Source organism: Novosphingobium resinovorum (assembly GCF_027922145.1).
Classification (GTDB): domain Bacteria; phylum Pseudomonadota; class Alphaproteobacteria; order Sphingomonadales; family Sphingomonadaceae; genus Novosphingobium; species Novosphingobium resinovorum.
Map to the genome: position 1 here is coordinate 652,516 of NZ_BSFC01000011.1, position 24,163 is coordinate 676,678.

Here is a 24,163-nt window from a genome sequence, read left to right on the forward strand (position 1 = left end):
TTTCCCGATTACTCTTACATGTTCGTATAGCTTCTCCGCCTTGGCGGGCTTCGTTAGGTCTAAAGCAGAGCCGCCAAAGGGCAGCACACGCCAATCCATGACCACAGGCCCATGACCAAAGGAGAGCCGACATGCACGGATCCAACTCAGACGAGCCCAAGTGCCCTTACGGCCACGGCGCCGCTACCCCGCTGACCACGCAGTTCGGCGCGCCGGTCGTCGACAACTCCAACTCCTACACCGCCGGGCCGCGCGGCCCGCTGCTGATGCAGGACGTCTGGCTGATCGAGAAGCTGGCCAACCTCAACCGCGAAGTGATCCCCGAGCGTCGCATGCACGCCAAGGGTTCGGGCGCATTCGGCACCTTCACCGTCACCGGTGACGTCTCGAAGTACACCCGCGCGAAGTTCCTCGCCGAAAAGGGCAAGCAGACCGAGCTGTTCGCCCGCTTCACCACCGTGGCCGGAGAGCGCGGCGCGGCCGATGCCGAGCGCGACATTCGCGGCTTCGCGGTGAAGTTCTACACCGAGGAAGGCAACTGGGACATGGTCGGCAACAACACGCCGGTCTTCTTCGTGCGTGATCCCCGCCACTTCGCCGATCTCAACAAGGCGGTGAAGCGCGATCCGCGCACCAACATGCGCAGCGCGCAGAACAACTGGGACTTCTGGACCCTGCTGCCCGAAGCCTTCCATCAGGTCACCTACGTGATGGGCGATCGCGGCATCCCCAAGTCGTACCGCCACATGGACGGCTTCTCCAGCCACACCTATTCGTTCTACAACGAGGCGGGCGAGCGGTTCTGGGTGAAGTGGCACTTCAAGACCCAGCAGGGCCACGCGCACCTGACCGACGCCGAAGCCGCCGAAGTCGTCGCCGGCGACCGCGAGAGCAACCAGCGCGATCTCTACGAGGCGATCGAGCGCGGCGAGTTCCCGAAGTGGAAGGTCATGGTCCAGATCATGGACGAGGCCGAGGCCGAGACCTGCGGTTTCCACCCCTTCGATCTCACCAAGGTCTGGTCGCAGAAGGTCTATCCGCTGATCGAGGTCGGCATGATGGAACTGAACCGCAACCCGGAGAACTTCTTCGCGGACGTGGAGCAGAGCGCCTTCAGCCCGTCCAACCTCGTCCCCGGCATCGGCGTCTCGCCCGACAAGATGCTGCAGGCACGCCTGTTCGCCTATTCGGACGCGCAGCGGTATCGTCTGGGGGTCAACCACCACCAGATCCCGGTGAACGCGGCGCGCTGCCCGGTGTTCAACAACCACCGCGACGGCCAGGGCCGGGTCGACGGGAACTACGGCGGACTGCTGCACTACCACCCGAACTCGTTCGACCAGTGGCAGGGCCAGCCCGAATTCCGCGAACCGCCGCTGCGCCTCTCGGGCGCTGCCGACTTCTGGAACTTCCGCGAGGATGACGACGACTACTACAGCCAGCCGCGCGCGCTGTTCCAGCTGATGGACGATGCGCAGAAGGAGCGCCTGTTCGGCAACACCGCCCGCGCCATGGGCGACGCGCCGGACTTCATCAAGCAGCGCCACATCGACAACGCCACCCGCTGCGATCCGGCTTACGGTACAGGCGTGGCGGCTGCGCTGGGGATGAGCGTGAGCGCGGAACTCTCGCCGGTGCCCGAACTGGCGGATTGACCTGACGGCCGAATGAAAAGGCCCCGTGTGCGGATGTCCGCGCACGGGGCCTTTTTCGTGATTGTTCCGTCACCCTTTAACAGTCATCCCCGCGAAGGCGGGGACCCATCTGATGACCGTGCAACACGAGAGAACCGGAGATGGGTTCCCGCCTTCGCGGGAATGACTGTCAAAGGGTCGGTGTTCTACTTCGCCACCGTGAAGGTCGTCGCCATGTCAGCCTTCGAATCGCCGCCGACCCACACGTCGAAGGCGCTGTCGTCCTGCACCCAGCCCTTGGTCGCCGCGCTCCAGTAGCGCAGGTCGTCGGCCGTCAGCGTGAACTGCATGTGCTTCGTCTCGCCCGGCGCGAGGGCGACGCGGGCGAACTTCTTGAGCTGGCGCACCGGACGCGAGGACGTGCCCACGCGCTGGTGAATGTAGAGCTGCGCCACCTCGTCGCCCGCACGCTTGCCGGTGTTGGTGAGGTCGAACGACACCGTGACCGGCTCGCCCAGCTTCACCGAGGCGCGGTCCACCGCCAGCTTGCCGTAAGCGAACGTGGTATAGCTCAGGCCGTGACCGAAGGGCCAGGTCGGCGAATTGTCCTCGTTCCAGTAGCGCTTGTCGGCGCTTCCGGGCTGGTGCGAGGGCAGGTAGGCGTAAGTGTAAGGCGCCTGTGCCGCGCTGCGGATCCAGCTGAAGGGCAGCTTGCCGCCGGGGTTCGCATCACCGAGCAGCAGGTTGGCGACGGCATTGCCGCCCTCGGAGCCGGGATACCACGCCTCCAGCACCGCGCCGGGCTTCGCATCGCCGAGGCTGAGCGGACGGCCGTTGACCAGCACCACGACGACCGGCTTTCCGGTGGCGATCACCGCGTCGAGCAGTTCCTGCTGACGGCCCGGCAACTTCAGGTCCGATCGCGAGGCGAATTCGCCCGCCATGTTCTGCGCCTCGCCCAGCACCATGACCGCGACGTCCGACTGCTTCGCAAGCGCGATCGCCCTGGCCAGTTCCGCCTTCTCGTCGATCGCGGGATGCTCGCCGGGCTTGTTCATCGCGTCGAAGAAGGAGGGGTTCTTGCGGGTCGGCCATGCCGTTCCGGTCGCATATTCGACCTTCACGCCCGCACCCAGCTTGGCGCGCAGGCCTACAAGGACGCTGACGCCCTCCGGCTTGTTGGAGGAGAACACCCAGGGGCCGAGCATGTCGTGGCCCGCATCGCCGAGCGGCCCGATCACCGCCACCGACTTGAGCTTGCTGCGGTCCAGCGGCAGCAGCCCGCCCGCATTGGCCAGCAGCACCGCCGACCGCTCGGCCGCGATCCGCGCGACTTCGCGGTGCGCGGGATCGTCGAAGGTCCTGGGCACCGCCTTGGGATCGACATAAGGCTTGTCGAACAGGCCAAGGCGATACTTGGCCTCGAGCAGACGCAGCACCGGGCCGTCGAGCGCGCTTTCGGCCACTTCGCCGTTCTTCACCGCGTCGATCAGCGACAGCATCGGCGAGGGGTTGCTCGGCACCGTCATCGCAAGGTCCATGCCCGCCTCCAGCGCGCGCACGGCGGCCTGCTTCGGGCTGCCCGCCATGCCCTGCTTCTCCAGCGAATCGACGCCGTTGGCATCGCTGACGACGAAGCCCTTGAAGCCCCATTCCTTGCGCAGCACGTCGGTCAGCAGCCACTTGTTCGCCGCCGCCGGAACGCCGTTGAGGCCCATGTAGGCGCTCATGATATTGCCCGCGCCCGCATCGAGCGCGGCCTTGAACGGCGGCAGGTAAGTGTTGCGCAGCTGGTTTTCCGACAAGTCCACCTCGTCGTAGTCACGCCCGCCGAACGAGGCGCCGTAGCCGACGAAATGCTTGGGGCCGGACAGCACGTGGCCCGGCGTGCCGATGGCCCCGCCCTGGAAGCCGCGCACCTGTGCCGCCGCCATCGCCGCGCCGAGCACCGGGTCCTCGCCCGCGCCCTCGACCATGCGGCCCCAGCGCGGGTCCATGGTGATGTCGACCATCGGCGCGAAGGTCCAGTTGATGCCCACCGCGCGCGCTTCCGATGCCGCGACGGCCTGGCCGCGCTCGGCCGTCGCCGGGTCCCACGACGCGGCCATCGCGATCGGCACCGGCATGATCGTGTGCAACCCGTGGATCACGTCGTAGCCGATCAGCAGCGGAATGCCGAGGCGGGTCTTCTTCACCGCCAGTTCCTGCAGCGCGTTGATGCGGACCGGATCGGTGACGAACAGCATCGAGCCGACCTCGCCCTTCGCGATCGCGGCGTCGATGTTCACCGCCGTCGCCTTCGGATTCGCCACGGTAGCGCCGCCGAAGTCGAAGTACTGGACGAGCTGGCCCGCCTTCTCCTCCAGCGTCATCCGCTGCAGCATCGCCTCCGCGCGCTCGCGTGCTTCCGCCTCTGTCACGACTTTCGCCTGCTTGGCCACGACCGGCGTGGCCGCCAGCGGAACGAGCGACGACGTCAGGGCCAAAGCGAGTACCATTCGGGAAAGGCGCAAGGTCGATTACTCCATTGGAATGCTGATCAGCATACTTGTGCACGCGCACTATCGCGGTTTCGCGTATTTGACAGCGCTGTATCCGACGCGCGGATAGCGGAAACGAAAAGAGGCGGCGCTTGCCGCGCCGCCTTTCTCTAATCCTTCGCCGGTACGCGAGAGCGCCGCGATCAGGCGGCCGCGTCGAGCCCGTAAGCGGTGTGCAGCACGCGCACGGCCAGTTCGGTCTCATCGGTGTCGATCAGGACCGAGACCTTGATCTCGCTGGTCGAGATGGCGATGATGTTGATGCCGCGATCGGCCAGCGTCTTGAACATTGTCGCCGCGACGCCCGCGTGGCTGCGCATGCCCACGCCTACGACGCTGATCTTCGCCACATTGCCCTCGGCGATCATGCGGTAGTAGCCGATGGCCTCCTTGCGCTCTTCCAGCAGCGCCTGCGCGCGGGCGAGATCGGCCTGCGGGACCGTGAAGGTCACGTCGGTCTCGCCTTTGTCCTTGGCGACGTTCTGGATGATCATGTCGACGTTGATGTTCGAATCCGCGAGCGGCGCGAAGATCGACGCCACCGCGCCCGGACGGTCGGCGATGCGGGTCAGGGTGATCTTGGCTTCGTTCTTGTCGGCGGCGATGCCGGTGATCAGCTGGCGTTCCATGTCGCTTCCTTCAAGCTCTTCGTCACTGACGATCAGGGTTCCGGGGATGGTATCGGCGGCGGGCGCGTTCTCGTCGATGAACGAGGACAGCACCTGCACGCGCACGTTCTCCTTCATGGCGAGGGAGACCGAGCGGGTCTGCAGCACCTTGGAGCCGACCGAGGCCAGTTCCAGCATTTCCTCATAAGTCACCAGTGGCAGCTTGCGCGCCTTGGCGACGATGCGCGGGTCGGTGGTGTAGACGCCGTCGACGTCGGTGTAGATGTCGCAGCGGTCGGCCTTCACCGCCGCCGCCACGGCCACCGCCGAAGTATCCGAGCCGCCGCGCCCCAGCGTGGTCACGCGATTTTCCGGCGAGACACCCTGAAAGCCCGGGATCACCGCGATCTGGCCCGATGCCATCGAGGCGATCAGCGCCTCGGCGTCGATATCCTCGATGCGGGCCTTGGCGTGGGCGTCGTCGGTCTTGATCGGCACCTGCCAGCCCAGCCACGAGCGCGCCTTGCAGCCCATCGACTGCAGCGTCAGCGCCAGCAGGCCGGACGTGACCTGCTCGCCCGAGGCGACCACGACGTCGTATTCGGCCGGATCGTAGAGCGCATCGGCTTCACGGCAGAAGTTGACGAGGCGGTCGGTCTCGCCCGCCATCGCGGAGACGACCACGGCCACTTCGTGCCCGGCTTCCTGCTGGCGTTTGACGATACCCGCCACGCGCCGGATGCGCTCGGACCCGGCCATGGAAGTGCCGCCGAATTTCATCACGATACGTGCCAAGGCGCCGTTGCTCCCCTGCGTAAAAGACCCGCGCGGAGTGCGCGAGTGTGGATAAGAGTCGGCGGCGCTGTTAGGGGGGGATCATGGACAATGCAACTGCCTCTCTTCCCGCTTCGCGCGCAACAATCGATCCGAAGGAGGCCGCGCACTTCGGCGCCCTCGCCGCCGAGTGGTGGGATCCGAAGGGCACTTCGGCGATGCTGCACAAGCTGAACCCGGTGCGCCTGGGCTTCATCCGCGAGGCGATCGACGGACATTTCGGCACCGATTCGCGCGGGCTCAGGCCGCTGGCGGGCAAGCGCGCGCTCGACGCCGGATGCGGCGCGGGGCTGCTGTGCGAGCCGCTGGCGCGCATGGGCGCGGCGGTGACGGGCGTGGACGCCGCACCCGAAAACGCCGCCGCCGCGCGCGCCCATGCCGAGGCGGGCGGGCTGGCGATCGACTACCGCGCGGGCGAACTGGGATCGCTGGGCCTGACGGGCTACGACCTCGTCTGCTCGCTGGAAGTGATCGAGCATGTCACCGACAAGGCCACCTTCATCGGTGACCTGTCCGCTGCGTTGGCGGACGACGGGTTGATGATCCTATCGTGCCCTAACCGCACCGCCCGCTCGCGCGTGCTGCTGGTGGAGGCGGCGGAGCGGCTCGGCCATGTGCCGAAGGGAACGCACGAATGGAGCCAGTTCGTGACGCCTGAGGAACTGCGCGAGCTTGCGGATGGCGCCGGGCTGGAACTGGGTACGCCGCGCGGGATCGCATGGTCGCCGCTCAAGGGGCTGCACCTGTCAGACGATCTGGCGCTGAACTTCATCGCGACGGCGCGGAAGAAGTAAGCATCCTCCCTGTTCCGAAGGAATGGGGAGGTGGCAGCCCGCAGGGCTGACGGAGGGGCTTCTCCCCCTCCACCACTCGCTACGCGAGCGGTCCCCCTCCCCATCGCTTCGCGACAGGGAGGATTTGGGGACCTTACCCCAGCACCCCCTCGATCGCCGCCACGGCCTTCGCCTCACGCTCGGCCCAGGTTCCGGCGATGCGCACGAAGGTCACCCCGGCACGCACCAGCATGTCCTCGGCCAGCGCGGCGAAGCGGGCGCGGGTGTCATCGGTCCCGAAAAAGCGGGTGCCGTCCTCCTGCCAGGGCACATCGGGCTCGAACAGCAGGTAGAGGTCGGCCTTGGGATAGGCCAGCAGGGCTTCGGGCACTTCGCCGAACAGCATCTGCGCCCAGGCGGCGGTCATCAGCTGGTCGGTGTCGAACAACAGGACCGGCGCACCGTCATCGTCAGACAGCGCCCGGCGATTGTGCCGGGCCTGCCCCTCGGCGATGACGAGAAGGTCCGTCATCGTCAGGTCGATGCCGTTCTCTTCGCAATAGGTGCGGCCATACTCCGGCACAAAAGGCCAGCCGCGCGTGACGAGCAGGCGCTCGCACAGCACCGACTTGCCGGTGCTCTCGGCGCCGTGGAGGCAGACGGTCTTCATGCCTGCGTCCTGTAGGCGACGATCCATTCCCGCAAGGCCAGCACCGACATCAGGAGAAATACGACGTAAAGCCCCGCCGTCGCCCACAAGTCCTTGTGAACGTAGACTGCGATGGACGCGATATCGACGGCGATCCACAAGACCCAGTTCTCGATGCGGCGAAACGCGAGCAGGATCTGCGCGGCGATGCTGGCCCCGGCAATCGCGGTGTCGGCGTAAGGCAGCGAGGCGTCGGTAAAGCGGTGCATCACCCAGCCGAGGTTGAGCGCCAGCGCCGCCGTCGCCGTCAGCCAGACGACGCGGCTGAGGTTGCTCAGCAGGCGAACGGGCACGCGGTCGTCGCCCTCGCCGCCGGTCTTCGCCGCGCGCAGCCAGAGCACCCAGCTCCACCCCTGCGCCACGAAGAAGAAGACCTGCAGCCCCGCCTCTCCGTAGAGCTTCGCCTCGAAGAACACGGCGACATAGAGCGCCACCATGGCCATGCCGAACGGATAGTTCCACACGCTGCGCCGCACCAGCAGCGCAATGTTGGCAAGACCGAGCGCGGCCGCGATCCATTCGACGGTGTTCATTGCCCCGGCCCCCGAAACAGTCCCCGAATCAGGCCCCCGCTCAGACGAACGCCGCCGCCCATTCCGGCTCCTTGAAGCCGACGAGGATGCCGCCGGGATATTCCACCACAGGCCGCTTGATCATGCTGGGATTGGCGGCCATCAGCGCAGTCGCCTTCTCGGCGTCGAGGTCGGCCTTGTCGGCATCGGGCAGCTTGCGGAAGGTGGTCCCGGCGCGGTTCAGCACCTTGTCGAGCCCGGCGGCGTCGATCCACGCCGCGAGCTTTTCCGGGTCCGCGCCTTCCTTCTTGTAGTCGTGGAACGTGTACGCGATCCCCTTCGCGTCAAGCCAGACACGCGCCTTCTTCACCGTGTCGCAGTTGGGGATGCCGTAGAACTCGATCGCCATGCCGTACCTATCGCCCTGAAACGCAGGCACAAGTTACGGTAAGGAGCCTGCTTCACGCGCGGCGATACACCAAGCCGCGCGCGATGCATACCGGCAAGAACATGGGGCCGATCAGCCCGGCAGCCTTGCCTTCATGTCGAAGCGCTGCACCTTGGGCATGTCGCACGTGTAGAGCGTGTAGCTCTCGTAATATTCCTTCATGCCGCGACGCTGGACCATGAGATGCTCGGCATTGCGCGCCCAGGCGGCGGCGTGCTCCGCGCTCTCCCATTCCGACATCGACAGCACTTCGCCGTCGTCCGCCGTATAGCTGCGGAACAACAGGAATCCCGGCTGCTCGGCGGCCATCGCCTCCATGGCGACGGCGTCGTGGATATAAGCGTCAACGTCGATGTCGGCGCGCTTGCGGTTGCGGAAAAGGACAAGGAACATTTGCGCTCCCTGCATCGCCGCAATCGGTTGTACAAGTGATCAAAAGCGCCATTGTGACTTGCGATTTGTCCCGCTTCGGGAAGATCGCAGCCGCTTCGACCACAATCAGCGCTCCACTGGACAAATCGCGCGATTCCCGACAAGGCGCGAGGCACCATGAGCATGAACAGCTTCGGCCGCCTCTTCCGCTTCACCACCTGGGGTGAGAGCCACGGACCCGCCATCGGCGCCGTCGTCGACGGGTGCCCGCCGGGCCTCGCCATCGACGAGGGCGTGATCCAGCCCTTCCTCGACGCGCGCCGTCCCGGCCAGTCGAAGTTCACCACGCAGCGGCAGGAGCCGGACCAGGTCCGCATCCTCTCGGGCGTTTTCGAAGGCAGGACGACAGGCACCCCGATCAGCCTGATGATCGAGAACGTCGACCAGCGCTCCAAGGACTATTCCGAGGTCGCCGTCGCCTATCGCCCCGGCCATGCCGACTACGCCTACGACGCCAAGTACGGCTTCCGCGACTATCGCGGCGGCGGGCGCTCCTCGGCGCGCGAGACCGCCAGCCGCGTGGCGGCGGGCGCGGTGGCGCGGCTGGTGATCCCCGAAGTGAAGATCCTCGCCTACGTCTCCGAGATCGGCGGCGACATGATCGATCCGGGCAAGTTCGACGAAGCCGAGATCGCCAACAACCCGTTCTTCTGCCCCGACGCGGCCGCTGCGGCGCGCTGGGAGAAGATCGTCGATGACGCGCGCAAGAGCGGTTCGTCGGTCGGCGCGGTGGTGGAATGCTATGCCAGCGGCGTGCCCGCAGGCTGGGGCGCCCCGCTCTACGCCAAGCTCGACGCCGACCTCGCGGCGGCGATGATGGGCATCAACGCGGTCAAGGGCGTCGAGATCGGCGACGGCTTTGCGGCCGCACGCCTCTCCGGCGAGCAGAACGCCGACCCGATGCGCCCGAATGCCGAAGGGCCGGACGGCGCGCCGGAGTTTCTGGCGAACCACGCGGGCGGCATCGCGGGCGGCATCTCCACCGGCCAGCCGGTGACCTGCCGCGTGGCGTTCAAGCCGACCAGTTCGATCCTCACCCCGCAAGCGACCATCAACCGCTCCGGCGAGGCGACCGAGATGTTCACCAAGGGCCGCCACGACCCCTGCGTCGGCATCCGCGGCGTGCCGGTGGTCGAGGCGATGATGGCGCTGGTGCTGGCCGATCACAAGTTGCTCCACCGCGGGCAGTGCGGTTGAGTGGGCCGAATCCTCCCTGTTGCGAAGCAATGGGGAGGTGGCAGCCCGCAGGGCTGACGGAGGGGTCGTCTCCCCCTCCACCACCCGCTACGTGGGCGGTCCCCCTCCCCGAGCAAGCTCAGGGAGGATTTGCATGCGCATCCTGATCGACGCCGACGCCTGCCCGGTGAAGGAGGAGACCTACAAGGTCGCCGCCCGCCACAAGGTGCCCGTCGTCGTCGTCAGCAACAGCGCGATCCGCGTCCCGCAAAGTGCGCTGATTTCCCGCAAGGTGGTCAGCGACGCCTTCGACGCGGCGGACGACTGGATCGTGGAGAATACTGACGCCGCAACGGTGGTGATCACCGCCGATATCCTCCTGGCCGACCGCTGCCTCAAGCTGGGCGCCAGCGTGGTTGCTCCCAACGGCAAGCCTTTCACCACCAGTTCGATCGGCAGCGCCATCGCCACCCGCGCGATCATGGCGGACTTGCGCGCGGGCGGAGACATCATCGGCGGGCCGCCGCCGTTCGCGAAGCAGGACCGCTCGCGGTTCCTCTCGGCGCTGGACGAAGTGCTGGTACGGTTGCTGAGGTCGTCGTCCCGGACTTGATCCGGGACCGCTGACGCCTTCAACCCCAGTTCGTCATTGCGAGCGAAGCGAAGCAATCCAGGGCGGCCCTACACCGCCCTGGATTGCTTCGCTTCGCTCGCAATGAGGATGAAGGGAGAGTTGGCCAGACCGGTACGATGCTTTCCACATCTCATCGACAGAGCTGCACAATCCATCTCCGATTGATCGCCTGAACCGATGAGCCCAATCGGATCATCGTGCTTACAATCGTCACACCCCCGGCCTATCTGAACTTCACCAGTTTCAACCACCCAACTGAGGGAACTACATCCATGGGTATCGTCGGCAGCACCATCAAGCCGTTCAAGAACACCGCCTTCCAGGCCGGTAAGGACTTCTTCGACGTCACCGAAGGCGACATCGCGGGCAAGTGGGCCGTGTTCTTCTTCTACCCGGCGGACTTCACCTTCGTGTGCCCGACCGAGCTGGAAGACCTCGCCGGCGAATACGCCACGCTTCAGGGCCTCGGCGTCGAAGTGTTCGGCGTTTCGACCGACACGCACTTCAGCCACAAGGCATGGCACGACACCTCGGACGCCATCGGCAAGTGCACCTACGCCTTCCTCGGCGACCAGAACCACAACCTTGCCAACAACTTCGGCGTGCTGCGCGAAGGCGTCGGCCTGGCTGACCGCGCCACCTTCGTGGTCGATCCGGACGGCGTGATCCAGCTGGTCGAAATCACCCCCGAGGGCGTGGGCCGCAACGCCAAGGAACTGGTCCGCAAGATCAAGGCCGCCAAGTACTGGCGCGAGCACCCCGGCCAGGTCTGCCCGGCCAAGTGGGAAGAAGGCGAAGCCACGCTGGCTCCCTCGCTCGACCTCGTCGGCAAGATCTAAGACCCCTGCAAATCCTCCCCGTGGCCGCAGGCCATGGGGAGGTGGCAGCCCCGCAAGGGGCTGACGGAGGGGGCGGGCCGCAGGGCCGCAGACGTCGCATTGCAGACGGGACCGCCCCGCCCCCCTCCACCATCCTTCGGATGGTCCCCCTCCCCGCTTCGCAGGGAGGATTCCCAACAAAGGAAACCTGACTCATGCTCGACGCCAACCTGAAGCAACAGCTCTCGCAATACCTCGGCATGCTGCGCGAGCCGATCGAGCTCGTCGCCTCCCTTGGCGATGACGCAAAGTCCACCGAGACCCGCGAGCTGCTGACCACCATCGCCTCGCTCTCGGACAAGGTCACCGCCACTTTCGACGGCGACGATGCGCGCCGCCCCAGCTTCATCATCCGCCGCGCCAGCGACGCCAGCGCCTGGGTGCGCTTCGCCGGCCTGCCGCTCGGCCACGAATTCACCTCGCTCGTCCTCGCCCTGCTGTGGACCGGCGGCCATCCGCCCAAGGTCTCGGACGAAGTTCTGGAGCAGGCCAAGGCGCTCGAAGGCTCGCTGACGTTCGAGATGTATTTCTCGCTCTCGTGCCACAACTGCCCCGACGTGGTGCAGGCGCTGACGCTGATCGCGCTCAACAACCCGCACGCCGACGTGACCCTGATCGAAGGCGGCACGTTCCAGGCCGAAGTCGAGGAGCGCGGCGTGATGGCCGTCCCCGCCGTCTTCCTGAATGGGCAGATGTGGGGTTCGGGCAAGATGAGCATCGAGGAAATCCTCGGCAAGCTCGACAGCGGCGCCGACGCCAAGGCCGCCGCCAAGCTGGCCGAGAAGAAGCCTTTCGAGGTGCTCGTCGTCGGCGGTGGTCCCGCTGGTGCCGCCGCGTCGGTCTACACCGCGCGCAAGGGCTTCAGCACCGGCATCGCGGCCGAGCGTTTCGGCGGCCAGGTGCAGGACACCATGGGCATCGAGAACTTCATCTCGGTTCCCTACACCGAAGGCCCCAAGCTCGCCGCCGCGCTGGAATCGCACGTCGCTGAATACGACATCGACGTGATGAACCTGCAGCGCGCCGAAAAGCTGATCCCGGCCAGCGAAGTGGGCGGCTATCACGAAGTCGTGTTCGCCAACGGCGCTTCGCTGAAAGCCCGCTCGGTGGTGCTGACCACCGGCGCACGCTGGAGGAACCTCGGCGTGCCCGGCGAGGCCGAGTACAAGAACAAGGGCGTGGCCTATTGCCCGCACTGCGACGGCCCGCTGTTCAAGGGCAAGCGCGTGGCGGTGATCGGCGGCGGCAACTCGGGCGTCGAGGCGGCGATCGACCTTGCCAACATCGTCGGCCACGTGACGCTGATCGAATTCGACGCCAAGCTGCGCGCCGACCAGGTCCTGGTCGACAAGCTCAAGTCGATGAAGAACGTCGACATCTTCACCAGCGCCCAGACCACCGAGGTCGAAGGCGACGGCGAGAAGGTCAACGCGCTGGTCTACAAGGATCGCAATTCGGGTCAGGAGCACAAGGTCGAGTTGGAAGGCGTGTTCGTCCAGATCGGGCTGGTGCCCAACACCGAATGGCTGAAGGACTCCGGCGTCGAACTGACGGCGCGCGGCGAGATCGTCATCGACGAGAAGGCCGCCACCAACCTGCCCGGCGTGTTCGCGGCAGGCGACGTGACCACGGTGCCTTACAAGCAGATCATCATCGCCATGGGCGAGGGATCGAAGGCGGCGCTTTCCGCATTCGATTACCTGATCCGGAACGAGGCTCCCGAGGAGATCGCGCAGGCGGCTCAGCAGGCGGCCTGAGCTTAAAAGTTCCAACGAGAGGCGGGCGGGGATCGTAGGATTCCCGCCCGTTTTTCGTGTACGGATGGGGCTTCGACAAGCTCAGCCTGAGCGGTTTTAGAGGTGTTCTCTCCATTCCGCTCAGGCTGAGCTTGTCGAAGCCCCCGCAGTACTCGTCGTCGTCCCGGACTTGATCCGGGACCGCTGGCATATCTTGAGGCGATAGCTCGCAGGCGCGCGCTGCAACGTGGGCCGTTCACGGCCAGCGGTCCCGGAGCAAGTCCGGGACGACGTACCCACTAAAAACTTCGTCATCCCCGCGAAGGCGGGGACCCATCTCGTGACGGTTCCTGTTGCACCGGCATCAGCTGGGTTCCCGCCTTCGCGGGAATGACTGGAGGGATAAAAGCGAGCGCTCAAACCCCGTCGATATGCCGCCTCAGCCCCGCCTCCCACATCGCGATACGCCCCGAGCGAACCGCCCCGTCCATATCCGGCGCGAACCGCTTCGAAGCGCTGCCCATCGCCACCGCATCCTCCAGCGAAGCATGGAGTCCAACCCCGACCCCCGCCAGCATCGCCGCGCCCAGAGCGGTCGTCTCGATATCCGCAGGCCGCTCAACCGGCAGCGCGAGCACGTCGGCCAGATCCTGCGCCATCCAGTCGTTGGCGCTCATCCCGCCGTCGATGCGCAGCGAGGTCCAGGCCGCGCCGTCGGCGGCGAAGGCGGCCTGCAGGTCGTGGCACTGGTGCGCCATCGATTCCATCGCCGCGCGCACGATATGCGCCCGGCTGGTCCCTTGCGTGAGCCCGGTGACGACGCCCTTGGCATCCGGCTGCCAGTGCGGCGCGCCCAGCCCGGCCAGCGCGGGCAGGAACAACACCCCGCCATTGTCCGCCACCGCGCGGGCGAGCGTCTCGCTCTCCCCCGCCGTCCGGATCACGCCGAGTTCGTCGCGCAGCCACTTGATGAGGCTCCCCGCCACGAAGATCGAGCCTTCCAGCGCATATGTCCGCCGCCCGTCCTGCTGGCACAGCACGGTGCCGAGCAGCCGATGCGAGGAACGCGGCAAGGTCTCGCCCATGTTGGTGAGGATGAAGGCGCCGGTGCCGAAAGTGGCCTTGGTCTCACCCGCCTTGAGGCAGTGCTGGCCGATCGTCGCCGCTTGCTGGTCGCCCGCAAGCCCGCTGATCGGGATCGGCGCGCCGAGTAGTTCGGGATCGCAAGTGCCCACCGTCCCCGCCGTATCGACGATCCGGCCCAGCGCACTGCGCGGCACCCCGAACAGGCCGAGCAGGTCGTCGTCCCAATCCGCGCCGTCCAGCGCCATCAGCTGCGTACGGCTGGCGTTGCTGGCATCGGTGACATGCAAGCCCCCGGTCAGCTTCCAGACCAGCCAGCTCTCCACCGTGCCCAGCGCCAGCCGCTCGCCCAGTTCGCGCGCCTCGGGCACGTTGTCGAGCACCCAGCGCATCTTGGTCCCGGAGAAGTACGGATCGACGACGAGGCCCGTCCGCTCCTGCAGCATGGTCTCATGCCCGCCATCCCGCAGCGTGGCGCACATCTCGGCCGTGCGGCGGTCCTGCCAGACGATGGCGCGGGTGATCGGCTCGCCGGTCTGGCGATCCCAGGCCACCACGGTCTCGCGCTGGTTGGTGATGCCGAGCGCGGCGATGCGGTCCGCGCCGCCCACCTTGCCGATGACCTCGCGCGCGCAGGCGAGGGTCTTGTCCCACATCTCGGCGGCATCGTGCTCGACGCGGCCGGGGGCGGGATAATGCTGCGTCAGTTCCTTCTGCGCGACGTGCAGGACCCTGCCGTCCGCGCCGTAGACGATCGCCCGCGTCGAGGTGGTCCCTTCGTCGAGGACCAGAATGTGTTCGCCGTTCACGTGCTCACTCACCCATGTATGTTTGCAGTCGCGCGGCTTGTGCCGCGTCGAGCCTGAGGCCCAGCTTCGTGCGGCGCCACAGCACGTCCTCGGCCGTCAGCGCCCACTCGTTGGCCTTGAGGTAATCGACTTCCGCGCCGGTCAGGCCGTGGCCGAAGTCCTCGCCGGGGTCCATCGCCAGCCAATCGCGCGCCCTGGTGCCATAGGCCTGCGCCACGCGGTCCACCGTCGCCGCATCGAGGCGCGGGTATTCGCGCGCGAGGTCGGCCTTCAGCGCATCGATCGCGCCCATCGCGAAATCGCCGCCGGGGAGCGGCGCGGTGGCGGTCCAGTCCTTGCCGGACAGCGCCGGGACCAGCGGCTGCAGCTTCTCCACCGCATCCTTGGCGAGATGGCGATAGGTCGTGATCTTGCCGCCGAACACCGAGAGGAACGGCGCGCCGCCCTCCCCGTCCAGATCGAGGTCGAAGTCGTAGCCGCGCGTCGCCGCCTCGGGCTTGCCGGAACCGTCGTCCACCAGTGGGCGCACGCCGGAATAAGTCCACACCACATCGGCCGGGGTGATCGACTTGGCGAAGTAGGCGTTGGCCGCCTCGCACAAGTAAGCGATCTCCTCCTCGCTCGCCTTCACCTCGCTCAGCGGGCCGGTGTGGTCGCGGTCGGTGGTGCCGATCAGGGTGAAGTCGTGCTGGTAGGGGATCGCGAAGAAGATGCGCCCGTCGGGGATCTGGAAGAAGTAGGCGTAAGGATGCTCGAACAGGCGCGGCACGACGATGTGCGAGCCGCGTACCAGCCGCATCGCGCGCTTGGTGCGCTCACCGGCGCGGCCGACGAGGTCGAGCGCCGATGGCCCGGCCGCGTTCACCACCGCCTTCGCGCGGAACGTGCCGCCGGACGTGGAGATGGTCCAGACGCCGCCGTCGCGCTCCAGCTTCTCTACGCCGGTGCGGGTCAGGATCGTCGCGCCCCGGTCCGCCGCGTCGCGGGCATTGAGCACCACCAGTCGCGCATCGTCCACCCAGCCGTCGGAATAGACGAAAGCCTTGCCGAACCCCGGCTTGAGCGGCTTGCCCGCCGGGTGCCGGTGCAGGTCTATGGACTCGGTCGCGGGCAGCGCCTTGCGGCCGCCGATGTAGTCGTAGAGGAACAGGCCGAGGCGCAGCAGCCAGCGCGGGCGCAGGCCTTTCACATGCGGCAACACGAAGCGCATCGGGTGGATGATGTGTGGGGCGATCCGCCACAACCGCTCCCGCTCGGTCAGCGCCTCGCGCACGAGGGCGAACTCGTAGTGCTCCAGATAGCGCAGGCCCCCGTGGATCAGCTTGGTCGAGGCGGACGAGGTGCCGCCGGCCAGGTCGCCCTGCTCCAGCACCAGCACCTTCGCCCCGCGCCCGGCGGCATCGCGCGCGATGCCGCAGCCGTTCACGCCGCCGCCGATGATCGCGATGTCGTAGATTTCAGTCATTCACACACTCACAAGATCATCATGCTGAAGGCCGTGGCGACCACCAGCGAGGCCAAAGTCGCCGCCACCACCGGCATCGCCGCGCGCCAGCCCATCTGCATCACCAGATCGAGGCGCGAGCGCATCGCGGTGGCGGTCACCGCCAGCAGCAGCAGCGTCTTCGACAGCGTCAGGTTCAGGTGGACCACGAAGGCCGGGATCGTCACCAGCGAATTGAGCACCACCACCGCCAGAAACAGGGTAATGAACCAGGGCATCGCAAGTTTCCGGATCCAGTGCCGCTCCCCGGCATCCTCGTCCGTGTACATCAGCGAGACGACCGCGACGATCGGCGCTAGCAGCGCCACGCGGCTCAGCTTGACGATGGTGGCGTAGCTTCCGGCAATGTCCGAATAGGCATAGCCGCCGCCGATCGCCTGCGCGACGTCGTGAATCGAGGCGCCGATCAGGAACCCCGCCTGCCGGTCGTCGAGGTGCATCAGCCCTGCGAGCGGCGGATAGAACGACATGGCGATCGCGCTCGCCATCGAGATAACCACGAGGGTCAGCGCGAACTGCGCCTGGCTGATCCGCTTCGCCCCCAGCACGCCGAACAGCGCCAGTGCGGCGGAGGCCCCGCAGATCGCCGTCGCGCCGCCCGCAAGGATGCCGATCGCGGTCGAGGCACCGGTCGCCCGCGCCACCAGCAGCGCGGCGCCCATCGCGGCGGCCATGACCATCAGCAGCGCCAGGAACGGCACCGGGCCGAGCGCCACGATCTGCGCCAAGGTCACTTGCGTGCCGAGCACGACGATACCCCAGCGCAGACAGGCCTTGGAGGCGAAATCGAGCCCCGGATGCGTGCGCTTCTCGCTGGTCACGAAGTTCAAGGCGAGGCCGATCAGCAGGCCCATCAGGATGATCGGCGCGCCGTAGTGCTCGGAAAGCCAGGCGGCGGCGATGCTGGCGATGCCGCAGATGGCGAGGCCCGGCCAGAGCGTCTTCCATATCTCTATACGGCTCGGCTTCGCGGCGGGGCCGTCGAGCTGGGCGAGGAACATCTCGCCGTAAAGGTCGCCTGCGTGTTCTGCGCTCACTGGTCCCCGTCCTTTCGCCGCATCTCTCTGTCGAAGATGCTTGCCGTATGTCCTACGTTGTCATATCCGTCTTTATGACCACCCACGCAGCGGAGCAAGAGCTTTGCGCGAGGGGGCAGGAAGAATTGCCGCCGACGAAGCGGCGGGATAGGGGAGAGCGAGAATGACCATTCACCAACAGACGGCCGTGCCCGAGCACGCCCCTCCCCCGGCGCCCGACTCCGGCCGCGCCGCCATCCGCGCGCAGAACATACTGATCGCGCTGATCTTTTTCGCGACGGCGCTGAACTACGTCGACCGGCAGGTGCTGGCGCTGCTCAAGCCGATGCTGGAAGCGGAGTTCCACTGGGACGACCAGCAGTTCGCGCATCTCGGCTCAATCTTCCAGCTGGCGGCGGCGGCTTCGCTGCTCGGCGTGGGCTGGTTCGTCGATCGTTTCGGCGTGCGCTTCGCCTACGGTTTCGCCGTGGCCTTGTGGAGCCTTGCGGGGATGGCCCATGCGCTGGCCGCCAGCGTGCAGCAATTCGTGATCGCCCGTGCCGTGCTGGCGACCGCAGAATCGGTCAACACCCCCGCCGCGATGAAGACCGCCGCGATCTACCTGCCCGCCGCGCGCCGCTCGGTCGGCATCGGCATCATCAACACCGCGCCCAACATCGGCGCGATCCTCACCCCGCTCATCATCCCGCCTTTCGCGATGGCGTTCGGATGGAAGGCCGCGTTCCTCGTCACCGGCGGGCTGGGCCTTGTGTGGCTGGCCTTGTGGAAGCTCAACACCGCGAAGCTGACGCCCATCGCCGGACAGGCCGCGACGACACGCGGCAAGGTCGAATGGGGCGCGATCCTGTCCGACCGTCGCAGCTGGACGGTGATCGGGGCCAAGGCCTTCACCGATCTCGTCTGGTGGTTCGTCCTGTTCTGGACGCCCGATTTCTTCGCGCGCCAGTTCAATCTCAGCCAAGGCGAGCTGGGCTGGCCGATCGCGGTGATCTTCATCCTCGCGGCGCTGGGCGCGGTATCCTCGGGCGCGCTTTACCCGGCACTGCTGCTGCGCGGGGTTTCGATGAACCTCGCGCGCAAGGGCTCGATGCTGGCTTATGCCCTCGTCGTGCTGGTGATGCCGCTGGCGCTGCTGGCGAGCAATCCGTGGGTGGCGGCGGTGTGCATCGGGCTGGGCCTGTTCGCGCATCAGGGCTTCTCCACCAACATCTTCGGCATGGCGACCGAGATCATCCCGGCACGCCGCATGGCCACGGTGATCGCGCTGGGCGCGGTGGCGGGAAACCTCACCGGGACCGGGATCATCGAGTTCGCGGGCTGGTCGCTGAAGTCGGGCCTCGGCTACGGCCCGCTGTTCGTGGTGTGCGGCGCGGCCTATCTGGTGGCGACGGCGTTCATCCACCTCATGCAGCCGAAGCTGGCGGCGGCGGATTGAGGTCATCCCGGCGAAGGCCGGGATCGCTGGCAGTGCTTGAGGCGATGGCTGGCGTCGGGGCACTTTTGACGAGGGTCGGTCGTAATAGACCAGCGGTCCCAGCCTGCGCTGGGATGACGGGCGCTTGCCATCGGCCTTGACATTTATAACCACATGGGTTATGTGGCCCAGCATCCGCAGCAGTGCAGATCACATCGCTTCGGTGTATCGGGTCGGCGTCGTGGGCCGGGGTGCGGTTTCAAGCCGTAGCTACGCAAACCACGCGCCCATCGAAGACCCGGACTGTCCTCTCGGCTCTGGAAACGTCCTTCGAACCGTTCTGCCTTCGGACAGACAACGCGAAGGCTATCCCGGATGACCCATGACCGCCAACGACGCGAACCCTAACGTCGGTCATACGGGACGGCTCCGATGGAATACCCAGGTCGAGCCGGGCTGACCACCGCTACCCGGCCGCTCGCCCGAGCAGGTGGAAAACAAAACCCCGCGTCCCGGTGAGGACGCTCCCGACGCCGACCCGATGTTCTCGGACTTGCGTTGATTTCCCCGGCGTAACGGCCCGCACTCGCCAGCGGGTATTGTCGTATCTGCAAACCCCAAGTTCGTCATTGCGAGCGCAGCGAAGCAATCCAGGGCAGTCTCAAGCCGCCTGGATTGCTTCGCTGCGCTCGCAATGACGAACGGTTGGGGGCTCGGTTCCTCCTCAAGCTTGTCTCGCGAAGGGCAAACAAAAACCCCCGGCGGGGAGGAGATCCGCCGGGGGTTCTTTGTGCGAGCATTCAGCGAAGGACGTTTGCGCCCGTCCTCAGTTGAACTTCGCCCGCAAGTTCAGGCCTGCATAGCGATCCGCGTCGCGCGGGATCATCAGGCGCTGGCCGTTCGTGGTGTTGAGCAGCACGTAGCTGTCGTCGAGGATGTTCCTCACCATGAAGGTCAGGCGATACTTGTCCTCGGCGTCCGACACGCCGATGCTGGCGTTCCAGATGCCGTATGGGTCGATCGGCCCGCTCTCGCCGAGGTCCGAGAACTGCTTCGAGACATGGTGCCAGTCGCTCGACAGGTACAGCTTCACCGGGCCGACGGGGACGTCGTAGTCCGCGCCGATGGTGTAGCTGAACTTGGGCGCCAGCGGCAGGCGGGTGCCGTCACGCGCGTCGGGCGCATTGGTCAGCGGGTTCGGGTTGAACTTGCGCACCTTGGCATCCGCATAGGCGGCGCTGGCGCGGAATGTCAGACCCTCGGTCGGGGCGACGGTGAGGTCGGCCTCGAAGCCCTTCGAGCGCACCGAACCGGCGTTGGTCAGGCTGGTGGTCGTCGCGCCGTTGATGAGCACGAAGTTGTTCGCCTGGAAGCCCTTATAGTCGACCAGGAACGCGGCCGCATTCAACTGCACTATGCGGTCGAACCACTGGCTCTTGAAGCCGACCTCGAAGCTGTTCGACTTCTCGGGATCGATGGGTTCGGCGTTGTTGGGCGCGGTGTGGTTGAAGAAGACGTTGAACGCCGGTCCCTTGTAGCCGCGCGTATAGCTGCCGTAGACCATCACGTCGTCCATGACGTCGTACTGCAGCACCGCCTTGCCGGAGAAGTTGTTGGCGCTGGTTTCCCCACGCGACGTGTCCGTGCCGTTACCGCCGGTGGCGAAGGTGCCGCCCGCGCCGTAGGGCAGCAGGCCCGAAGCCGCCATCGGCAGGCCGGTGGCAGCATCGATCGCAGCGCCGCGCACGTGGGTGAAGCTCACGCTGTCATGCGTGTAGCGGCCGCCCAGCGTCAGGCGCAGTTCCGGCAGGAAGGCGTAAGTCGCCTGACCGAACAGCGCCCAGTTGCGGAACGAGACGTCGCTGCGCGAGGTCGCCGAGACATAGTGCGTGTTGACGGTGTCCGACAGGTTGCATGGCCGCGCGCCCGTCGCCGCATCGATCGGCGAGGTCGAGGTGGTGCAGGTCACGTCGCTGCGGGTGAAGTCCTGCGTGTTCTTGGAATACCACATGAAGCCGCCGACCTGATAGGTCAGCGCCTGGTTCTGCGGCGAGGCAAGGCGGACCTCGGCGGAGATCTGGTCGGTCTCGACGGTACCGCGGTCATGGAGCTGCGGCGTGCCGACGATCGCGCGGGGCAAGAAGTCGCCGTCGCGGATTTCGGTGTTCTTCCAGTTGCGATAGCCGGTGACGATCGAAAGCGTGTGATCGGCGAAGGTATCGATGTCCGCGCTCATCGTCAGGCTGTACTGGCGGTCGAGCGAGCGGGTGATGAGGTTCTGGTTGACGTCGCGGGTGTCTTCACCCTGCGGGACGATGCCCAGTTCGTTGTCGATCACGGTGCCGCGCGACACGCCGGTCACTTCGGCGCAGCAATCGTCGTTGGCCTTGAAGTAGTCCGCGATCAGGCGGAAACGGCCGCCCTCGCCGTCATAGTCGATCAGGCCGCGCGCGCCGTAGTGCTCGTAGCCGTTGACCGTCTTGTCGTAGTAGGTGTTCTTGATGTTGCCGTCGAAGTTTCCGTAGAAGCCGGTGAGGCGGCCGGTCAGGTTCTCCGAGATCGGGCCGGAAATGGTCATCTTGGCGCGGTATTCGTCGTCGGTGGTGCCCGAAACGTTGGCCTCGGCTTCGAAGTCCCTGGTGCCGCCCTTCGACACGATGTTGACCAGACCCGCCGAGGCGTTCTTGCCGAACAGCGTGCCCTGCGGCCCGCGCAGCACTTCGAGGCGATCGAAGTCGACGAGGTCGAGGAACGACTGGCCCGAACGGCTCAGCACGATGCCGTCGACAACGGTGGACACACTGGGTTCGGCCGCGACCGAGAAGCTGATCGTGCCGACGCCGCGCATGACGATCGCGCTGTTGGCGTTGGTGGTACCCTTGCGGAAGGTGACCGAAGGAACGATCGAGGTGATGTCTTCCAGGCTCTTGGCGCCGGCGCGGGCCATGGCCTCTCCGGTGACCGCGCTGATGGCGATCGGCACGTCCTGGACGTTCTGACGAACCTTCTGCGCGGTAACGATAATCTCGTCGACCTGCGCGCTGGCCGGGGTCGCGGCAACAAGCGCGACGGCCGACGCCGAAAGCGCCAGCGCGGTGCGCGCCAGAATCGCTCCGGGCGTGGTGATGGCGTGCGAAATCATATGGTTCCCCTCCTGCTTATGCGGAGCCTGAGCGTTTGCGCCTCAGGTCGTCCTGTCGATTGCACCCCTCTTGATTGGGTCGAACATTTCTGTCAAGCGTTGTCATATCGGGACAGCGCGACGGCGACGAGCGTGCTGCAGAATAACAACAACATGGCTCATGGGACTGGAAACGTGTCGCTGACTTTCGACGTTCGGGAAGACGGATTCACCTGCCTGCTGGCTGGCTGCGCGGTTCTGCGCGGATCGCCGCGCAGCCCAGCATTCGCGGTGGCGCGCGGCGCGGCCGAAGTGGAAATGGTGCGCGGCAACTTCGCCATCAGCGATGCGCCGACGGGCCGCGTGGAGCTGGGCTTCGCTGCGATCGACGGTGGCGATCTGGTCCTTTCGGCCAGTGCCGGGGCCGCGCCGATGCTGCGCGTTTCGGTGAAGGGCGATTCGCTGGACATCGCGGTGCTCGATCCCGCGTACGACCGCGTCTGGGTCGATCTGGCCGCGCTGCCGGGCGAGCATGTCTGGGGCGGCGGGGAGCAGATGAGCTACCTCGACCTGTCTGGCCGCCGCTTCCCGATCTGGACCAGCGAACCCGGCGTCGGACGCGACAAGTCCACCGAACTGACCCGCCTGATGGACCAGAACGGCATGGCCGGCGGCGATTACTGGTGGACCAACTATCCGCAGCCCACGTTCCTGACTTCCAGCCTTTGGGCCTGCCATTTGGGCAGCAGCGCCTATTCGGTGCTCGATTTCACCGACGGCGCGCGCCACCGGATCGAAGTGTGGGAAGGCGCCTTTACGCTCGAATTCTTCGCCGCCGGCGATCTTCCTGCGCTGGTCGGCGCACTCTCCAGCCGCTTCGGCCGCCAGCCCGCCCTGCCCGACTGGGCGATCGGCGGCGCCATCGTCGGCCTCAAGGAAGGCGACGTCAGCTTCGCGCGTCTCGAGAAGATCATGGACGCGGGCGCCGAAGTTTCCGGCCTGTGGTGCGAGGACTGGATCGGCATCCGCCAGACCAGCTTCGGCCGCCGCCTGTTCTGGGACTGGTCGTGGAACGAGGCGCGCTATCCCGAACTGCCCGCCCGCATCGCCACGTTGGCGGAGAAAGGCGTGCGCTTCCTCGGCTACGTGAACCCCTACCTTGCCAATGACGGCAAGCAGTACGCCGAGGCCGAGGCGCTGGGCTACCTCGCGCTGCGGCAGGACTCGGACGCGGTCTATCTCGTCGATTTCGGCGAGTTCGACTGCGGCGTGGTGGACTTCACCAACCCCGCCGCGCTCGACTGGTTCGCCGACCGCGTGATCGGGCGCGAGATGCTGGACTTCGGCCTTTCGGGCTGGATGGCGGACTTCGGCGAGTACCTGCCGGTCGATCTGCGCCTCCACGATGGCAGCGACCCGATGCTCATGCACAACCGCTGGCCCGTGCTCTGGGCCGAAGCGAATGCGCGCGCCGTGGCGTCGCGCGGCAAGACCGGCGAGGCAGTGTTCTTCATGCGCGCCGGCTTCTCGGGCGTGCAGGCGCATTGCCCGCTGCTGTGGGCGGGCGACCAGTCGGTGGACTTCACAAGGCACGACGGCATCAACACCGTGCTGACGGCCGCGCTCTCGGCGGGGCTGGTCGGCAATGCCTATTCGCACAGCGACGTGGGCGGCTACACCAGCCTGCACGGCAATGTCCGCACCGCCGACCTGATGATGCGCTGGTGCGAGCTGGGCGCATTCTCGCCGGTGATGCGCAGCCACGAGGGCAACCGCCCGGACGACAACCTGCAGATCGATTCGAGCCCCGAACTGCTCGGCCAGTTCGCCGCGATGTCGCACGTCCACAAGGCACTGGCGCCTTACGTGCGCCACCTCAGCGACGAAGCGGTGGCGACCGGCCTGCCGGTGCAGCGCCCGCTGTTCCTGCACTACTTCGAGGACACGCTGTTCAGCGTGCAGGACCAGTACCTCTACGGTGCCGACATGCTGGTGGCGCCGATCATCGAGGCCGAGGCGACGCAGCGCGAAGTCATCCTGCCCGGCGACACACCGTGGCGTCACCTCTGGACCGGCGAGGACTTCGCCCCCGGCACGCATACCGTGGCCGCGCCTTATGGCCAGCCGCCCGTTTTCTACTTGCCCAACAGCAAGTTCGCGCCTCTCTTCGCGTCGTTGAAGGCATGACGAAAATGCTCCCCCTTCTCGTCATTGCGAGCGCAGCGCAGCAATCCAGGGCCGCGAAAAACGCCCTGGATTGCTTCGGCATGCGGCCTCGCAA

At 66.5% G+C, this 24,163-nt stretch carries 18 protein-coding genes; 8 read left to right on the forward strand and 10 right to left on the reverse strand.

Annotation, left to right across the window (positions count from 1 at the left end; translation table 11 throughout):
- Nucleotides 1-131 precede the first annotated feature (131 nt).
- Nucleotides 132-1,655 (forward strand): catalase, encoded by a 1,524-nt coding sequence (locus PKE80_RS08120; protein ID WP_271182028.1) that lies wholly within the window; start codon nt 132-134, stop codon nt 1,653-1,655.
- A 185-nt stretch (nt 1,656-1,840) separates the two neighbouring features.
- On the opposite strand, the gene PKE80_RS08125 is transcribed toward PKE80_RS08120, so the two are convergent.
- Together PKE80_RS08125 and PKE80_RS08130 are read right to left on the reverse strand one after the other, a co-directional pair.
- Nucleotides 1,841-4,132 (reverse strand): glycoside hydrolase family 3 N-terminal domain-containing protein, encoded by a 2,292-nt coding sequence (locus PKE80_RS08125; RefSeq protein WP_271182029.1) that lies wholly within the window; start codon nt 4,130-4,132, stop codon nt 1,841-1,843.
- A gap of 185 nt (nt 4,133-4,317) precedes the next feature.
- Nucleotides 4,318-5,577 (reverse strand): aspartate kinase, encoded by a 1,260-nt coding sequence (locus PKE80_RS08130; protein WP_417629276.1) that lies wholly within the window; start codon nt 5,575-5,577, stop codon nt 4,318-4,320.
- An 83-nt stretch (nt 5,578-5,660) separates the two neighbouring features.
- Between PKE80_RS08130 and ubiG the strand changes: the two genes are divergently transcribed.
- Nucleotides 5,661-6,410: a bifunctional 2-polyprenyl-6-hydroxyphenol methylase/3-demethylubiquinol 3-O-methyltransferase UbiG gene (gene ubiG, locus PKE80_RS08135; RefSeq protein ID WP_271182030.1), complete on the forward strand. Its 750-nt coding sequence runs from the start codon at nt 5,661-5,663 to the stop codon at nt 6,408-6,410.
- A 133-nt stretch (nt 6,411-6,543) separates the two neighbouring features.
- Here ubiG and PKE80_RS08140 read toward each other — a convergent pair whose 3' ends face one another.
- The 4 genes from PKE80_RS08140 to PKE80_RS08155 all read right to left on the reverse strand — a co-directional run bounded on the left by PKE80_RS08140 (nt 6,544) and on the right by PKE80_RS08155 (nt 8,451).
- Entirely contained in the window at nt 6,544-7,059 is a 516-nt protein-coding gene (locus PKE80_RS08140; RefSeq protein ID WP_271182031.1) for an AAA family ATPase, read from the reverse strand.
- Nucleotides 7,056-7,631, reverse strand: coding sequence for a nicotinamide riboside transporter PnuC (pnuC, locus tag PKE80_RS08145; protein WP_008830559.1), 576 nt, complete (start codon nt 7,629-7,631; stop codon nt 7,056-7,058). Before pnuC ends, PKE80_RS08140 begins: the two co-directional genes overlap by 4 nt.
- A 40-nt stretch (nt 7,632-7,671) precedes the next feature.
- Nucleotides 7,672-8,019: an arsenate reductase gene (locus PKE80_RS08150; protein ID WP_271182149.1), complete on the reverse strand. Its 348-nt coding sequence runs from the start codon at nt 8,017-8,019 to the stop codon at nt 7,672-7,674.
- A 111-nt stretch (nt 8,020-8,130) separates the two neighbouring features.
- Entirely contained in the window at nt 8,131-8,451 is a 321-nt protein-coding gene (locus PKE80_RS08155; protein ID WP_008830561.1) for an antibiotic biosynthesis monooxygenase family protein, read from the reverse strand.
- A 156-nt stretch (nt 8,452-8,607) separates the two neighbouring features.
- Between PKE80_RS08155 and aroC the strand changes: the two genes are divergently transcribed.
- The 4 genes from aroC (at nt 8,608) to ahpF (ending at nt 12,935) form a co-directional block, all read left to right on the forward strand.
- Nucleotides 8,608-9,687: a chorismate synthase gene (gene aroC / locus PKE80_RS08160; protein WP_271182032.1), complete on the forward strand. Its 1,080-nt coding sequence runs from the start codon at nt 8,608-8,610 to the stop codon at nt 9,685-9,687.
- 133 nt (nt 9,688-9,820) lie between these two features.
- Nucleotides 9,821-10,279, forward strand: a complete 459-nt coding sequence (locus PKE80_RS08165) for a YaiI/YqxD family protein (RefSeq protein WP_271182033.1) — start codon at nt 9,821-9,823, stop codon at nt 10,277-10,279.
- Nucleotides 10,280-10,572: 293 nt separating this feature from the next.
- Nucleotides 10,573-11,139, forward strand: coding sequence for an alkyl hydroperoxide reductase subunit C (gene ahpC, locus PKE80_RS08170; RefSeq protein WP_008831739.1), 567 nt, complete (start codon nt 10,573-10,575; stop codon nt 11,137-11,139).
- A gap of 194 nt (nt 11,140-11,333) precedes the next feature.
- Nucleotides 11,334-12,935 (forward strand): alkyl hydroperoxide reductase subunit F, encoded by a 1,602-nt coding sequence (gene ahpF, locus PKE80_RS08175; protein ID WP_271182034.1) that lies wholly within the window; start codon nt 11,334-11,336, stop codon nt 12,933-12,935.
- 395 nt (nt 12,936-13,330) lie between these two features.
- Here the strand turns inward: ahpF and PKE80_RS08180 are convergent, their stop codons facing one another.
- From PKE80_RS08180 to PKE80_RS08190, 3 genes are read right to left on the reverse strand one after another with little or no spacing between them, the layout of a single operon-like run.
- Nucleotides 13,331-14,806, reverse strand: a complete 1,476-nt coding sequence (locus PKE80_RS08180) for an FGGY family carbohydrate kinase (protein ID WP_271182035.1) — start codon at nt 14,804-14,806, stop codon at nt 13,331-13,333.
- A 4-nt stretch (nt 14,807-14,810) separates the two neighbouring features.
- Nucleotides 14,811-16,271 carry a glycerol-3-phosphate dehydrogenase gene (locus PKE80_RS08185; protein ID WP_271182036.1) on the reverse strand — a complete coding sequence of 487 codons (1,461 nt, stop codon included), beginning with the start codon at nt 16,269-16,271 and terminating at the stop codon, nt 14,811-14,813.
- A gap of 8 nt (nt 16,272-16,279) precedes the next feature.
- Entirely contained in the window at nt 16,280-17,347 is a 1,068-nt protein-coding gene (locus PKE80_RS08190) for a YeiH family protein (protein ID WP_036526152.1), read from the reverse strand.
- Nucleotides 17,348-17,510: 163 nt separating this feature from the next.
- Between PKE80_RS08190 and PKE80_RS08195 the strand changes: the two genes are divergently transcribed.
- Nucleotides 17,511-18,782 carry an MFS transporter gene (locus tag PKE80_RS08195; RefSeq protein WP_271182037.1) on the forward strand — a complete coding sequence of 424 codons (1,272 nt, stop codon included), beginning with the start codon at nt 17,511-17,513 and terminating at the stop codon, nt 18,780-18,782.
- Between the two features lie 805 nt (nt 18,783-19,587).
- On the opposite strand, the gene PKE80_RS08200 is transcribed toward PKE80_RS08195, so the two are convergent.
- Nucleotides 19,588-21,903, reverse strand: a complete 2,316-nt coding sequence (locus PKE80_RS08200; RefSeq protein WP_271182038.1) for a TonB-dependent receptor — start codon at nt 21,901-21,903, stop codon at nt 19,588-19,590.
- Nucleotides 21,904-22,077: 174 nt separating this feature from the next.
- Between PKE80_RS08200 and PKE80_RS08205 the strand changes: the two genes are divergently transcribed.
- Nucleotides 22,078-24,069 (forward strand): alpha-glucosidase, encoded by a 1,992-nt coding sequence (locus tag PKE80_RS08205; protein ID WP_507763580.1) that lies wholly within the window; start codon nt 22,078-22,080, stop codon nt 24,067-24,069.
- Nucleotides 24,070-24,163: the final 94 nt, after the last annotated feature.